Raw genomic sequence first — 14,247 nt, 5'->3', positions numbered from 1 at the left:
TGATTCCTTGCAACATCTTAACATCCCGCAAATATTTTACAACCGGAAAAAAGCCGCCTGCGGCTAACTTTGTTGCAGGCGGCTTCTCTATTCTCTCGTTATCAAAGTGACGCTGTGTACAAGCACAAGCGATACAATTAATAAGGATCAGCCTCATGCCCCATGCGGCTGGCATCCTCTACCGCTTGTTCACGTGAATCTCCATCCGAGCCCTTCTTCGCCTGTTCCAGGCCTTCCCTAACGCGGCGTCCGTAATCCTCATCCGCGTACGTGAAATGCTCCACCATTTTCTCTTGAATGCGAACATCGCATTGACTTAGCGCACCCACCAGATTGTTGATCAGTTCATTGCGCTCCCAGTCCTCGAACGCTCGGTACGTATCGCCAGCCTGCTTAAAGTCCAGCGTGCGGTCAAGCTTCTGGCGCACGAGATTCGCATCGTAGTGAGGCTGATGCGGCTTCGCCGTCTGCGAGGCTTCCACCAAGCCGTCCGTCATGGAAGGCTCATAATCCACATGTGGGCTCTGCCCTGGCGCCTTATCCACAAAATAAGACATTTGTCCGCCGCGCTGATTGGTCGCTACCCGCTTCTTCGGTGCGTTGATTGGCAGCTGCAGATAGTTTGTGCCTACGCGATGCCGCTGGGTATCCGAGTAAGAGAAGGTACGGCCCTGCAGCAGCTTGTCGTCCGAGAAGTCGAGTCCGTCCACAAGCACGCCGGTTCCGAAGGCCGCTTGCTCCACCTCGTTATAGTAGTTCTCCGGATTGCGGTTCAGCACCATTTTACCAACCTTTAAGAACGGGAACTGATCTTCCGGCCACAGCTTGGTCGGATCAAGCGGATCAAATTCCAGCTCCGGATGATCGTCGTCGCTCATAATCTGAACGCACAGTTCCCACTCCGGATATTCTCCGCGCTCAATCGCCTCATATAGATCCTGGGTGGCGTGGCTGTCATTCATGCCCTGAATCTTGTTTGCTTCTTCCTGCGTCAGGTTTTTGATCCCCTGCTTGAGCGGCTCCCAGTGATACTTCACCAGCACACCGACTCCATCTGCATTGACCCATTTGTATGTATTCACACCAGAGCCCTGCATTTGGCGGTAATTCGCCGGGATACCCCAAGGGGACCACAGAAACGTGATCATATGCGTCGCTTCCGGAGAACGGGATACGAAGTCGAACATGCCGACTGGCCCCGGGACGTTGGATACCGGATCAGGCTTGAACGCATGCACCATATCCGGGAATTTGAGCGGATCACGGATGAAAAATATTTTCAGGTTGTTGCCCACCAAATCCCAGTTGCCTTCCTCCGTATAGAACTTGACGGCAAATCCGCGTGGGTCACGTAACGTTTCAGGCGAGCCGGAGCCGTGGACTACGGTCGAGAACCGCACAAATACCGGAGTTCGCTTGCCTTCAACCTGAAACAGCTTCGCGCGCGTATACTTTGAGACGGGCTCATCGCCCACTTTTCCATACGTTTCAAAGTAGCCGTGGGCCCCTGCTCCCCTGGCATGCACAACGCGTTCCGGAATGCGTTCCCGGTCAAAATGCGTAATCTTCTCGAGAAAATGATAATTCTCCAGTGTCATCGGTCCCCGGTTTCCAACCGTTCTCACATTCTGATTGTCTGATATCGGATGCCCCTGACGATTAGTCAGTGTATCCTCCCGCTCCGTCTCACCCCGGTTTTGTGCAAAACCTGTGCGCTCCTGGTTAATCCCATTATTCCCCTCATATTCTTGGCCACTCACGAATGTCATTCCTCCTTGGATAGATAGCTTGTAATTGGTTCTCTTACTATGGATATTATGTCCAAGGAGTGAAAATGTATGAAATGCAGCTCAATTCAAAACAAACTTATCCCCGTTCTCCCAGCAGCCCGCGTGTAAAGCTGATCCATTCCCTGACAGCAAAAGACAGATACCGATCCTTCCTCCAGATCATGCCGAGCTGCCAAGGGATCACCGGGTTATCCAGCGGCAGAATTGTAACGCGTGAGGAATCGATTTCTTTGCAGATCGTTTCCGGCAGCAGGGCTATCCCCAGATTCGCAGCCACCATGCCGCTGATGAGGTCCCACTGCGAGCTTTCGTAGACCACTCTAGGCTCGAAGCCTGCGCTTATGCATTCCCGGATGATCCGGTCATGGAGCGTGAAATCCTCGCGGAACAACACAAACGCTTCCTCCGCAAGCTCATTCAGGTTCACATGATCTCTGCCTGCAAGCCGATGGGACGGATGTACAAGCAGATTCAACTTCTCTTTCACAAAGGAATAATAGTGAAACACGTCTTCATTAACCGGCAGCACGGCAACCCCGATGTCCGTCTGGCCGCTCACCACATCGGCCTCCACCTTCTTGGCGCCATCCTCAATAAGCTGAATGGTGATCTTTGGGTATTCCTGGTGGAACTGCCCGATCACCTCTGGAAAAAAGCTTGAGCCCACCATAGGCGGAAGACCGATTCGGAGATGTCCGCGCTTCAGGTTCATCAGATCCTCCAGCTCGGCGGATACGCGCTGGAAGGAATCCACCATCTGCTGTGCCTGCTGGTACATGATATGGCCCGCATCCGTCAGCTCGATTCGCTTGCCCTGCCGGTAGAACAAGGTGACGCCCCATTCATCCTCCATGTTGCGAATGGTCTTGCTGATTGTCGGCTGCGTAATATAAAGCTTCTCCGCCGCCTTGGTGAAGCTCTGATTCCTGGCGACCTCAAGAAAATACTCCAGATGCCGTATGTCCATCCGATCCACCCTCCTGATTCTTCTATGTATAGATAAATGGAATAGTTATCATTCGATATATGCATTTTACCTATGAAAATTATCGTTGTAAAATTTCATTAATACTGAAAACATAGGAGGCCGGTCATGATCAACATATTGAAAGGAACTCTGCAAGTGGCCGGTTTCATGCTTCTTTCCATGGGAATGGATAAACTGGCCGAATGGCTGCATCTGGGGATACCCGGAAGCATACTCGGCATTGCCGTGGTGTTTATTCTGCTCGAAACCAAGATCCTGCGTCTGGAGTGGATTGAGCTTGGCGCCAATTGGCTGCTCGCCGAATTGCTGCTGTTCTTTATCCCTGCTGCAGTCGGTATCATGAAATATTTCCCGATGCTGGAAGCCGAAGGGCTCCAGATTCTAGTTGTCGTTCTGTTCAGCACCGTTATCGTGATGGTGAGTTCGGGGCTGACAGCCGGCTTCATCTCCACTCGAAAGGAGCGGAGAACGCCATGAACATCCTGCTGTCTGCATTCGTTGGACTGCTGTTAACGATCGGTATCTATGTGGGCGCTAAAAGGCTGTACCGCCGCTTTCCCAAGGTCTATTTGTCTCCGCTCCTGATTACACCGGTGCTCCTTGTTGTGATATTGACACAAACGGGCGTATCCTATGAAACATACAATGAAGGTGCGCAGTGGATAAGCAAGCTACTGGGACCGGCAACGATCGCCTTTGCCGTTCCGCTGTACAAGAACTTTCAAACCCTGAAGAAGCATGCTGCCGAGATTATGCTCAGCGTGCTGACCGGGTCGGTGCTGGCGATGGTATCCTCTGCGTTTCTTGCAAAATGGATGCACCTGAACAGCTCTCTGGCCACCAGCCTTGTGCCGCGCTCCATTACAACGCCCATTGCCATGAACGTATCTGAGGTCATCGGGGGGGTGCCCAACATGACCGCTGTCTTTGTCATCATGACCGGCATTCTGGGCTCCATGATCGGACCGGCCGTCATGCGAATTTTCCGGATTCGGGGCGATATCGCAAGAGGCGTTCTGTTCGGGACCAGCGCCCACGGAACCGGCACATCCAAAGCATTCGAATTCAGCTCCCTCTCCGGCACAATCTCCAGCATTTCGATGATTGTTGCTGCCCTCTTCACCCTCGGGACCGCACCACTAATCATGGCATTTCTGCACTAATATTGGCATGACTCTGACTAAACCGGCGATGACCGGTTTTTTCGTTGTCTTTTTTGTGTTGTTATGCGCATTTCCGGAACTTACTTTAACTCTTTGACAACCTCCGCGGAAGAGGTCATAATAAGTTCTGTTCATAAGTTTTGTTAAATTAATGTCATGTCTAATGTAAACGAACCGTAAGAATAACGTCTGTCGATGGTAAAAAAACGAATAGCCGCTGAAAGCTCCTGAACCTAATATTGGGCGGCATTGAAAGGAAGGCGATACAGGTGCTCTCCACCTCGCGGTTTCGGTTAACGATGACGAAGCCTTTTATATTTTTCTCTGTCATTATGCTGCTCAAAAGCTACTTAGCCTGGATGGTCATTTTTGATGATGTGATGCCTTGGAAACCACTCATTACAGAAATTCCTTTTATCTGGCTTGTGTTCAGCTTGATTGAATGGTTTGCCTCCAAGCGGAAACTTGCTGCCTATATGAGCGTTAACCTGCTGCTGACCGCCATATTCTTTGCAGCTATTATGTATTATAAATACTACGGCGTTATCGTGACGTATCACGCGCTGGAGCAAGTCAACCAGGTAACCGCAGTCAGCAACAGCGTGTTCTCCTTAATGGACCCCTATTATTTGCTGATTTTTACGGATATCATTGTCATGTTCGTACTGCTGTGGCGCAGTGACCGCGTGAAGAAGTGGAAGATTCGGCATGCCAAAAAAGAGAAACGCAAATTCGTTCCCATCGTGTTTGTGTTCTCCCTGATGCTGTGCCTGTTCCAGATTATGCCTAACCGCGCAAGCATGAACGAAATCGTAAAGGCGCAGGAGATGGGAATTCTCAATTACGAAGCCTACACGATTTTCCAACAGGAAAACACCGAGCTTGCAGATGCCAAGACCATCACGCAGGATAAAATCAATGAACTGAAGGGACTTGGAGCATCGGATCAGGAAGCACTGCTCTCCGGTGTAGCCCAGGGCAAGAACCTGATCATCATCCAGATGGAATCTTACCAGCAGTTCTTGATGAATCTGAAGATTGACGGCAAGGAAATTACGCCCCACATGAACAAGCTGGCTCGTGAAAGCCTGTACTTCCCGAACTTCTTCCAGAATGTCGGGCAGGGTAATACCTCCGATGCCGAGTTTGTTGTAAATACCTCCTTCTACATCCCGCCGCGGGGGGCGGCAACGCAGCATTATGCGGACAGGGTCCTCCCTAGCTTGCCGAAATTGCTGCAAGCTGAAGGCTACGATACGGCCACCTTCCATACCAATGTGGTGGAGTTCTGGAACCGCGGAGAGCTGTATAAAGCGCTCGGTTTTAACCGTTATTATGATAAAGCCTTTTTCGGTGAGGATGATAAGCTGTTCTTCGGCGCCTCGGATGATGCCCTGTATTCCAAGACAGCCGCCGAGCTGAAAAAGATGCACGATACAGGAAAGCCGTTTTATGCTCAGGTCATATCGATGTCTGCACATCATCCTTATACCATTCCTGAAGAGAAGTACCGGATGACGCTCCCAGAGCGGTATGATGGTACGTTTGTCGGCGATTATATCCGCTCCCAGAACTATGCAGATGACGCGCTCGGCAAATTCATTGAGCAGTTGAAGAAGGACGGGATATGGGATAACAGCATGGTTGTTGTCTATGGAGATCACCTTGGACTGCCGATCTACTCACTGGATAACAAAGATAAAGAGCTGATGCGCGAAATTTATGGCCGAGACTATAATTCAGGCGATATGATCAACATTCCGCTCATAATCCATGGCGAAGGCCTTCAACCGGAAGTGAAAGAGCAAGTCGGCGGGCAGATCGACCTCTTGCCAACGGTTTCTAACCTGCTCGGCGTATCGTTGGACCAACAGCTTCATTTTGGTCAGGATTTGCTGAACAACACCGATAACAACTTGCTGCCGGAACGGTATTACCTTCCTTCCGGGACATTTATCAACAATACCACCCTGTACATCCCGGGAATCGGCTTTGAGGATGGAACCAAGCACCCGCTGCCGAGCTCAGATGAGAAGTCGACGCAAGCTTCCCAGGAGGAGTTCGAACGGGCGCTGCAGCTGCTCCACCTGTCCGACAGCTATGTCAGACAGCTGCCACTCCATAAATAATTCGTTTCATGACAGGACAACTCTCCAGGTTCGTAGAGAGTTGTCCTTTTTTTCATAGACAGCTCACCCTGCAATCCTTGTTCCCTATGGGATTACACAACGGAAAGCAACTGGCATTTGACATAGTGGCTTACTTTTTCTTATGATTAATAAGAAAAACTCTATCGACTTACTTTCAGTAGACAGACCGCGTGTAGAGGAATTTTTTCTTGCGATCATCGAATTTGTTCAGCTTCGCTGAAAACTATAAATTTTATAATCTTAACAATATACCTTGTTTTGAAAACCGCATTCGTGGTGAAATTACGTACAACAACTCAAATTACGCATTCATAGGATGACATTTTAGCCATATATTTTTTTAGAGCAACTCGATTACGAATTGTAGGAGTGACGATCCGACTTGGACCCCATACGAAGGATAATCAGAATTATATGTTCAACACTTGGCCTTCTGCTGATCGCTTCCGTTACGCCCGTCCCTCTAGTGGACATAACCGATTCCGCTGCGGCTACGCACGGAATGGAAGCTTCCGAAGGCAATCTGCCTGAGTCGACGCCGGTCCCCAAAACGCCGGAGCCTGTTCGGTTGAAGCTGGAAGATAAGCGCCATGTGTCTCTGCTTTCCTTGAATAACGTTACATGCTGTACTGAAACCGATATGTTTCTGATCCTCAAGCACATGCTGCTGGAACCTTTGAAATTCAGGTCGAATTATGTTGACAGCCATGCATAGTAAACCATGGTTATTTAAAAACTAATTCAGATCAGATAAAAAAAGGATGTGTTTTGTTTGGATGACAGTATAGGCATAAATTTATTTTTAGTCGCTGTACTTATTGCAGCTACCGCTTTTTTCGTTATGACGGAATTTGCTATCATAAGACTTCGTCCCAGTCGAGTAGACCAATTGGTTATGGAAGGGCGTAAAGGCGCTCTTGCCGTTAAAAAGGTAACTTCGAATCTGGATGGGTACCTGTCTGCGTGTCAGCTTGGGATTACCATCACGGCACTCGGTCTCGGCTGGCTCGGGGAACCGACCATCGAGAAGATTCTTCATCCGGTGTTTGATAACTTTTCCATCCCGTCAGCTGTAGCTTCGCTAATCTCATTCCTGCTTGCTTTTGTTATTATGACTTATATCCACGTTGTTATCGGTGAACTTGCACCGAAAACGATTGCTATCAATAAAGCTGAAGCTGTGTCGTTCTTATGCGCGACGCCTATTATATGGTTCAACCGCATTATGTACCCGTTCATCTGGCTGCTTAACGGATCCGCCAACAAAATCGTTCGTCTGTTCGGCATGCATCCGGCCAGTGAACATGAGGAAGCTCACTCGGAAGAGGAACTTCGCATGATCCTGAGTGACAGTTATGAGAGCGGGAAGATCAACCAAGCCGAGTATGGTTATGTAAGCCGAATTTTTGCTTTTGATGATATGCTTGCCAAGGAGATCATGGTGCCACGTACCGATATGATCTGCCTGTATGTTGACAAGCCGCTTGCAGCGAACCTGCAGATTATCAAGCGTGAGCAGTACACCCGTTTCCCGGTTGTACGCGGCGACAAGGATCAGATCGTCGGTATAGTTAACACCAAGCAGTTCTTCCTGGAGTTTGATGACAATGCCAGCATCGATCTGTCCAAGCTGATTCATCCGGCCATGACAGTATCCGAAGCGATTCCGATCAAGAAATTACTTCGCAAAATGCAGCAGGAAGGCACGCATATGGCTATCCTAATCGACGAGTATGGCGGTACGTCCGGCATGATCACCATTGAGGATATTCTGGAGGAGATCGTCGGGGAGATCCGCGATGAATTCGACGAGGATGAGGAACGCGAGCTGACCCAGCCTGAGCCGAACCGCATCATCGCTGACGGCAAGGTGTCCATCAATCGGATCAATGATCTGCTGCATACCGATCTGAGCACGGATGACCTGGATACCATCGGCGGCTGGCTGTACGGACACAACTCCGAGCTCTCCAAAGGCGATACATGGAGCTACCGTGATCTGACGTTTACCGTCATCGAGAAGAAAACCCACCGTTATACGAAGCTGCAAATCGTCAAGGAAACGGAAGAAAATACGGCTGAAGAAACATCTGCCGTGGCAGCAACAACGGAACATAACGAGTAAGCGAACCATGAACCATAGCCGCCATGCAGCCCTTACGGGGTGATGCACGGCGGCTTTTTGCATGCTTTGCCGACATTTTAGCACTTTAACAAGTTATAACTCTGCTGTAATATAGAAATTACAATCTGTTATCGTATTGGGGGCAGCAAGACATGAATCGTCAAATAGCTATTATAGGAAGCAGTGGCGGCAATCTGTACAATCTGGGCGGCAGGGACCCGCTCAAGCTACTGGATGAGATATTGGTGCAGATGGAGAGCGCCGGTCTGTCATGCGGGGCTCTACAGTTCATCGCAGCCCAGGTCTCCATGGATGCAGCTAAGGACTCAACGCCCGCTGCACTTTACGGCTGGAATTCTAGTCAAGGCGAGCCGGTCATTATCGCTGAAGGCACCCTTCAGCAAGTGAATCAGGCTGCTGAGCGGCTTGACCGGGAAATTGCCGAGCAGATTGAACTCGGCGAGATTGACGGTCTCATTGTAATGAGTGCCGACCCGGAGGGCAGCAACCGACACGCCATTGAGGCTGCCGCCAAGTTCCGTCTGCCGGTGACCGGTACGGGAGGAACGTCCATGGCGATTATTCAGACCAAAGGCGCATACGTCATTGCCGCTTCCGGCACAACCGGCACCACCAACCGCACCCGAGCGGTCACGTTTGCTACTTCCCTCAGCAAGCATTGGCGGCTTCCGTATCGGCCGGTCATCGGGAACGCAGCAGCGAGCATCCACGCGGCAGCCGGAAGCTCATCTCCATGGCGCCGCATCAATATTCGAGGCATTATGATGGCCTCGCTTCCCGGCTTCATTGGTATGGCCCTGATCCTCGCGGTCAGCAAAATTCCGGGCTTATCGGCACTGACCGAGGTGTTTGATCTGATGATCAAGGCGCTGCCGGTCATCGTTGCCGTTATTGCAGCCAAGCAGGTATCCGAGCTGGACGAGGTCTCCATTGTCGCCGGGATCGTGGCCGGTGTCCTGTCCGTTGAAGGCGGCATTATCGGGGGTATCATCGGCGGAATTGGCGCAGGCATCATTGTCCATTACATATTCCGTCAATGTGTGGAGTGGCGTTTCCCGGCTACGACGGTCAACATCGTTGCAGGCGGCGTCTCAGGGCTGATTGCCGGTCTGCTGGTCTACTTTCTCATCGCACCGATTGCGCTGAGTGCTGGCGAGGGCATCCGCATGCTGATCGAAACGCTGGTCTCCTGGAGCCCGGCCATTGCCGGATTGATTGCAGGACTGCTGATCTGGCCTGCAATCATTGGCGGCGTTTATCATGCGGCCATTCTGCCGATCGTACTGCTTGAGATGGAAACCACGAGCAACAGCTTCCTCGGCGCGGTGGATATGGTCGGCTTGGTCATGGTATCCGCAGGAATTACGCTGGCCAACATCATTGCACCCCGCGACAAAGGGGAGGCCGCTGTAGCCGCTCCCGGATTTGCCATCAATATGGGTTTTGGCACCTTTGTTGAAGCTGCCTATCCATTCATGTTCTCGAATAAATTTGTATTTGCGGGCGCCATTGCTTCCGCTGGACTTGGCGGCATGCTTGTCGGCATATTCGGGGTTCGTGGCACCGCATACGTCCCCTCTTTCATTGGTCCGATCACATCGAATAACACCGTCGGCTTCCTGGTCTCCATGGCAGCCAGCATGCTCTGCTCGTTCCTGATTACGTTCTTCGTAAACAAGCTGTCCGGGTACCGTGAAGCTAAGAATACATTGAGTATGTAAAATGTGAGGACTCCTCTTCCAGGAGCCCATAACAACAAACGGACGGATCAAGGTTTATCCTCTTGATCCGTCCGTTTCCCTCATGATATTTGCCCCATCAGCCTTACGGAGTCAGGGCTGGCGATTTGCGATGCAGGGTGCCTTGCTCATAACTGTATGCCAGCTTGATCAATGTGCCTTCATCAAATGCCTTCCCGAGGAACTCCACGCCAACGGGAAGCCCGCCATCCGTAAAGCCCGCTGGAACTGTAATTGCCGGGAAGCCGGAGAACGGGCTGAGCCTGTTGTTCACACCCGAGTTCTGACCCTCGCCGAGTTTGCCAGCCGGTTCGGCCGAGGCTGGATAGACCAGCGCATCCAGATTGTGCTCGGCCATCACCTTCAGCAGCGATTCCTGCGTCAGCTTTGTACGGTCCAGCACAATTTTGCGGTACTCGTTGTCGTCCAGGGTCTCGCGAGCTTGTCTGGCTTCCATGGAGCTCTTATGCGATTCCAGATATTCACCGGAAGCAATAATCTCCTCCAGGGAATGGTAAGGTGCATCCTCACCCAGACTCTCCAGGTAATCATTCAGCTGGAATTTGAACTCCCAACCGCTGAGGCTTGGGAATTTCATGATAGCCTCATAATTCGGAATTTCGATATGAACGGCAGTCGCGCCTAACTTCTCCATATCCTTCACGGCTTGCAAAGTGATATCATTCACTTCGTTCTGCTCGGCCTTCGTGCCTGACAGAAGCTGCGTGACAACCCCAATCCGCGCACCTTGAAGACCTTCCTTGTCCAGATAACTCAAATAACTGTCTGGAACACGACCTACGCTCTGCGTGGTCACCAGATCCTTTGCATCATAACCTGCGGTAGCTTCAAGAACGGCTGCCGCGTCCGCTACGGTCCGGGCCATCGGTCCCCCCACATCCTGTGTTAACGCCAGCGGTATAATCCCGTCACGGCTGGACAGTCCAATGGTAGGCCGGATGCCTACCAGGCTGTTTAAGGAGGAGGGAATCCGAATGGAGCCGCCTGTATCCGTGCCAAGGCCGGCCGCTGCAAAGTTGGCTGCAATCGCCGCCCCGGTTCCACCGCTGGAGCCGCCAGGATAATGCCCCAGATTATAAGGGTTTAGCGTCTGTCCGCCAAGTGAACTGGACGTGGTAATATTAAAAGCGAATTCGTCCAGATTCGCCTTGGCAATGATAATCGCTCCGGCAGCCTTCAATCGGGCGACCTGCTCCGAATCGTTATCCGGGATGGAGTCCTTCAGACACACGCAGCCTGCCGTTGTCGGCATGTCCGCTGTATCATAATTATCCTTCACAATGATCGGGATGCCATGCAGCGGACCTCGCGGGCCTGTCGCTCTGCGTTCCTCATCCAGCTTTCTAGCCGCCTCCACCGCCTTGTCGTTCACGGTCAGGATGGCATGGAGCTGATCATCGTAGCGATGGATTCTTGCCAGATAGAGCTGAACCAGTGTGACGGAAGTCACCTTCCCCTGTTCCATCGCCGTTTGCATCTCTGCAATCGTTGCCTCGGTAATGTCAAAAGGAGTTAAATAGGCTTCGATCCGATCGATCAGCACATGAGCATCGGAAATCGTCACCGGCTGATTGGGCGCAAATACCGTACTGCTATAACCGTTCATAATCCCTGCCTTCAGCAAGGCACCTGCAATCTCGGATTCAGCCTCTGACAAATCTGTATATTCGCTTGTGCTCTCCGGCAATTCAATCCATTCATAGATGGCAGCTGCAGCGTCTTTGCGCTTGATGGTTCCGGTTCCGTCCAGGCCTTTGAATTCAAGTCCATTCCCCTTCGCAACCGCGTTCAGCAGTTTGGAGAATTCCTGAACCGTAATAGGTGACGTTAAGCTGCTCTTCTGGATGCTGCTCACTTGTCCAGCGTTCGTGCTCGTGCTGGAACTAGCTTCCGCAGGTGTACCAGTAAGGATGAACGATCCGGCCAGCAATGAGGCACTAAGCAGTGCCGCACTCCCTTTTAATTTCCATGAGGTCATTTTACGCATTGACGCACGCTCCAATCTATCGATGTTGTTAGGTAGTTAGTGACTATCATAGATCATGTAAATTAACCTAACAATCTTTGAATTCGATAATGTAAGCGCATTATTATATGCATATCGGTAATTATCACTTATTTTCATTCATTTATTAAACAATTTCCTCTTTTTATAGATTCGTATAGTATAATGAAAGAAGGATATATATGTTAATTAAAATAACATTATACTCTAAATAGTATAAACAAACATTTCCTATCATAAATAATATGTTATATTACATAACATAAAATATAAATCTGTGCCTATTGAAATGAATCTAGCAACTACGGCAAACCACAGCATCCTCTCTCATCTTCTCCTTCGCAGAATAAAACAAGCATACCTTACAAACATACCTTTTTTTCCGATATGACAGCTAACCAATCAGCCAGAAGGAGCGTCTATTATAGTAGGAGCTGGCTGCCCTATACTGGCAGCTTACCGAATGCCTGAATTCATCCCGTATTCAAGGAGGTTATCACTGCCGTGACATTCAGAAAAATATCTCTATTTGCCCTCACAAGCGTCCTGTTAGCAACTTCGCTCATCTGGAGCAGCGAGCAAGCGGACGTTGACGCCGCCGCCGCTCCGAGCTATTCCGTAAACGTAGCAGGCACACTCATGAATGACGTGTATATTCGCCAAGGCAAGGCCTATGTTCCTCTCCAAGGGTTAGCTGAGGCACTCGGGTACGAGATTTCCTATTCTCTGCAAGCGGAACTGGACCACTTCCATCAATATGATCTGAAGGCTCCAAGCGCTCCCCACATATCGGTATGGGGCAACGCAAGCCGGGGGTATACGATCGTGCGGAAGGCAACCCAAGAGATGAGTGTCAATGACATCAACATCTATGAACCGGAGCTGCTGTGCCCGGAAGCATCGGACTCTTGCAGGCTGGATGAGAGCAAATACGAAGGACCTGTTTTCACAAAAAACACCCTGTACGTCCCTGTACGCGACATGGCCAAGGCCTTCAACCTGAAACTGACCATTTCACGAACAAAGAAAGAACACGTAATTGATCTGTCCAGGAACTAACGGTACGATGATGACTCACACAATCAAAAAAAGAAGCCAAGCCGAGTCATAGACTCTGCCAGGCTTCTTATCATAAGAAGAGCTGAACTCCGTCATCTTGATTACATCTCTCTGATCTCGATATCATCCGCAGACGCCATTTTCGAAATATCGAACTCTCTGAAAAAATGGGTACTCGGCAACCCTCTCATATAATCAAAATCCTGCCCTATCTTCTTCGCAGTATCGGGCGTATTCAAATCCGAAGGATAGTAATTGATCTGAAGGTCCGTTTCCCCCTTTACGGTCACGGAAGGCAGCTTTCGTATCAGCTCCAGCACACGCTCCTGCTCCTCTGGAAGATTAGCTGCGGTGAGATCCGCAAATACGATTAAACTTACATTCTGACGAACTGCCCCATCCGCCTCCTGGCCAAGACTGTTATAATTGCGCTCAAGCGTCTCGGAATCCGAGAATACGTAGGCTTGCGCAAAAGCCTGGTTTGGATACAGCTCGTCCAGCAGTGGCTTCAATTGCTCTTCAAGCTGCTTCCCCCAGAGCAAGTTCAGATAAGTATCATTCGATAGGGTAGGCGGGCTGCCATCATCACTGTTTAGGGTAAACTCCAGATCAGGCGCCTGCTCAGAATGGGCTCTAAGATTATACGAACTGACAGCCCAGGTATAACTTACTTCCGTTACCTTGAAGGGCTCGCTGTACTTCTGTTCCAGATAAGACTCAGCCGCTTCCTGAACCACCCGTTTCTCCGCTGCCGTCTTCATGAAAGGGGAAGATCCCCAGGTGTACCCGCCATATATGGACCCGGCGAACAGGGCCAGTCCGATTAACGTCCTCAGGATGATTTTCCAAGGTGAGGAGAGCTGGCGCCGCCGCTTCTCGTCGAACATCGGTTTCTTCGGCGATCGGTAGTTGAAGTAAACGATGGGTATAATGAGTCCTACAATATGAAGGACAATGACCAGCGGGCCAATAATCAAGCCCAAGAAACCTAATGTGATGAAAAAAATATAAAGAGCCGCTCCCTGAAGCGCCATAAGCAGCACCCCGCCGATGATCATGCCCGGTGTCCCGATATAAAACATCCCGAGCCCGGTGCAGATCAGGGAGAGCAATGCTGCAAACCACTGATGTTTCCTCAAGTTATCATCCATCCTTTATCCCCATGATTTATGTATGATTGTAAAAT

Annotated in this window: 11 protein-coding genes; 7 read left to right on the top strand and 4 right to left on the bottom strand. The window is 50.3% G+C overall.

All coding sequences use genetic code 11. The annotated features are described in order from the left end of the window. Positions 1 to 137: 137 nt before the first annotated feature. On the bottom strand, positions 138 to 1,760 hold the full coding sequence (locus WDY75_RS01455) for a catalase (protein ID WP_063478055.1): 1,623 nt from the start codon (positions 1,758 to 1,760) through the stop codon (positions 138 to 140). Between the two features lie 106 nt (positions 1,761 to 1,866). Next, entirely contained in the window at positions 1,867 to 2,757 is an 891-nt protein-coding gene (gene cidR, locus WDY75_RS01450) for a cidABC operon transcriptional activator CidR (protein ID WP_063478056.1), read from the bottom strand. 126 nt (positions 2,758 to 2,883) lie between these two features. Between cidR and WDY75_RS01445 the strand changes: the two genes are divergently transcribed. The 6 genes from WDY75_RS01445 (at position 2,884) to WDY75_RS01420 (ending at position 9,958) form a co-directional block, all read left to right on the top strand. Further along, positions 2,884 to 3,255: a CidA/LrgA family protein gene (locus WDY75_RS01445; RefSeq protein ID WP_006207031.1), complete on the top strand. Its 372-nt coding sequence runs from the start codon at positions 2,884 to 2,886 to the stop codon at positions 3,253 to 3,255. Next, positions 3,252 to 3,941 carry a CidB/LrgB family autolysis modulator gene (locus tag WDY75_RS01440; RefSeq protein ID WP_063478057.1) on the top strand — a complete coding sequence of 230 codons (690 nt, stop codon included), beginning with the start codon at positions 3,252 to 3,254 and terminating at the stop codon, positions 3,939 to 3,941. The genes WDY75_RS01445 and WDY75_RS01440 overlap by 4 nt, the downstream gene beginning before the upstream one ends. Before the next feature lie 269 nt (positions 3,942 to 4,210). Further along, the gene (locus WDY75_RS01435; RefSeq protein ID WP_006207033.1) at positions 4,211 to 6,070 is read left to right on the top strand and encodes an LTA synthase family protein; all 1,860 of its coding nucleotides are present in this window, start codon (positions 4,211 to 4,213) and stop codon (positions 6,068 to 6,070) included. A 403-nt stretch (positions 6,071 to 6,473) separates the two neighbouring features. Continuing rightward, positions 6,474 to 6,806 carry a hypothetical protein gene (locus WDY75_RS01430; RefSeq protein WP_006207035.1) on the top strand — a complete coding sequence of 111 codons (333 nt, stop codon included), beginning with the start codon at positions 6,474 to 6,476 and terminating at the stop codon, positions 6,804 to 6,806. Positions 6,807 to 6,863: 57 nt separating this feature from the next. Next, positions 6,864 to 8,216, top strand: coding sequence for a hemolysin family protein (locus WDY75_RS01425; protein ID WP_063478058.1), 1,353 nt, complete (start codon positions 6,864 to 6,866; stop codon positions 8,214 to 8,216). Between the two features lie 152 nt (positions 8,217 to 8,368). Next, positions 8,369 to 9,958, top strand: a complete 1,590-nt coding sequence (locus tag WDY75_RS01420) for a hypothetical protein (RefSeq protein ID WP_063478059.1) — start codon at positions 8,369 to 8,371, stop codon at positions 9,956 to 9,958. Between the two features lie 103 nt (positions 9,959 to 10,061). Here WDY75_RS01420 and WDY75_RS01415 read toward each other — a convergent pair whose 3' ends face one another. Beyond that, positions 10,062 to 11,984 (bottom strand): amidase family protein, encoded by a 1,923-nt coding sequence (locus tag WDY75_RS01415; RefSeq protein WP_063478060.1) that lies wholly within the window; start codon positions 11,982 to 11,984, stop codon positions 10,062 to 10,064. A 522-nt stretch (positions 11,985 to 12,506) separates the two neighbouring features. On the opposite strand from WDY75_RS01415, the gene WDY75_RS01410 reads away from it, so the two are divergent. Continuing rightward, positions 12,507 to 13,061, top strand: a complete 555-nt coding sequence (locus tag WDY75_RS01410; RefSeq protein WP_231887956.1) for a hypothetical protein — start codon at positions 12,507 to 12,509, stop codon at positions 13,059 to 13,061. Between the two features lie 101 nt (positions 13,062 to 13,162). On the opposite strand, the gene WDY75_RS01405 is transcribed toward WDY75_RS01410, so the two are convergent. Beyond that, positions 13,163 to 14,200 (bottom strand): hypothetical protein, encoded by a 1,038-nt coding sequence (locus WDY75_RS01405; RefSeq protein ID WP_063479715.1) that lies wholly within the window; start codon positions 14,198 to 14,200, stop codon positions 13,163 to 13,165. Positions 14,201 to 14,247: the final 47 nt, after the last annotated feature.

Source organism: Paenibacillus glucanolyticus, from assembly GCF_037333485.1.
Lineage (GTDB): Bacteria > Bacillota > Bacilli > Paenibacillales > Paenibacillaceae > Paenibacillus_AQ > Paenibacillus_AQ glucanolyticus.
Note: the sequence above shows the minus strand (reverse complement) of the source record. Positions and strands in the feature narration are given on the sequence as shown.

Excerpts from the sequence above, each read along its gene's own strand:
- WDY75_RS01420 (WP_063478059.1), top strand. The coding sequence starts at position 8,369 with ATGAATCGTCAAATAGCTATTATAGGAAGCAGTGGCGGCAATCTGTAC.
- WDY75_RS01445 (WP_006207031.1), top strand. The coding sequence starts at position 2,884 with ATGATCAACATATTGAAAGGAACTCTGCAAGTGGCCGGTTTCATGCTT.
- cidR (WP_063478056.1), bottom strand. The coding sequence starts at position 2,757 with ATGGACATACGGCATCTGGAGTATTTTCTTGAGGTCGCCAGGAATCAG.
- WDY75_RS01440 (WP_063478057.1), top strand. The coding sequence starts at position 3,252 with ATGAACATCCTGCTGTCTGCATTCGTTGGACTGCTGTTAACGATCGGT.
- WDY75_RS01415 (WP_063478060.1), bottom strand. The coding sequence starts at position 11,984 with ATGCGTAAAATGACCTCATGGAAATTAAAAGGGAGTGCGGCACTGCTT.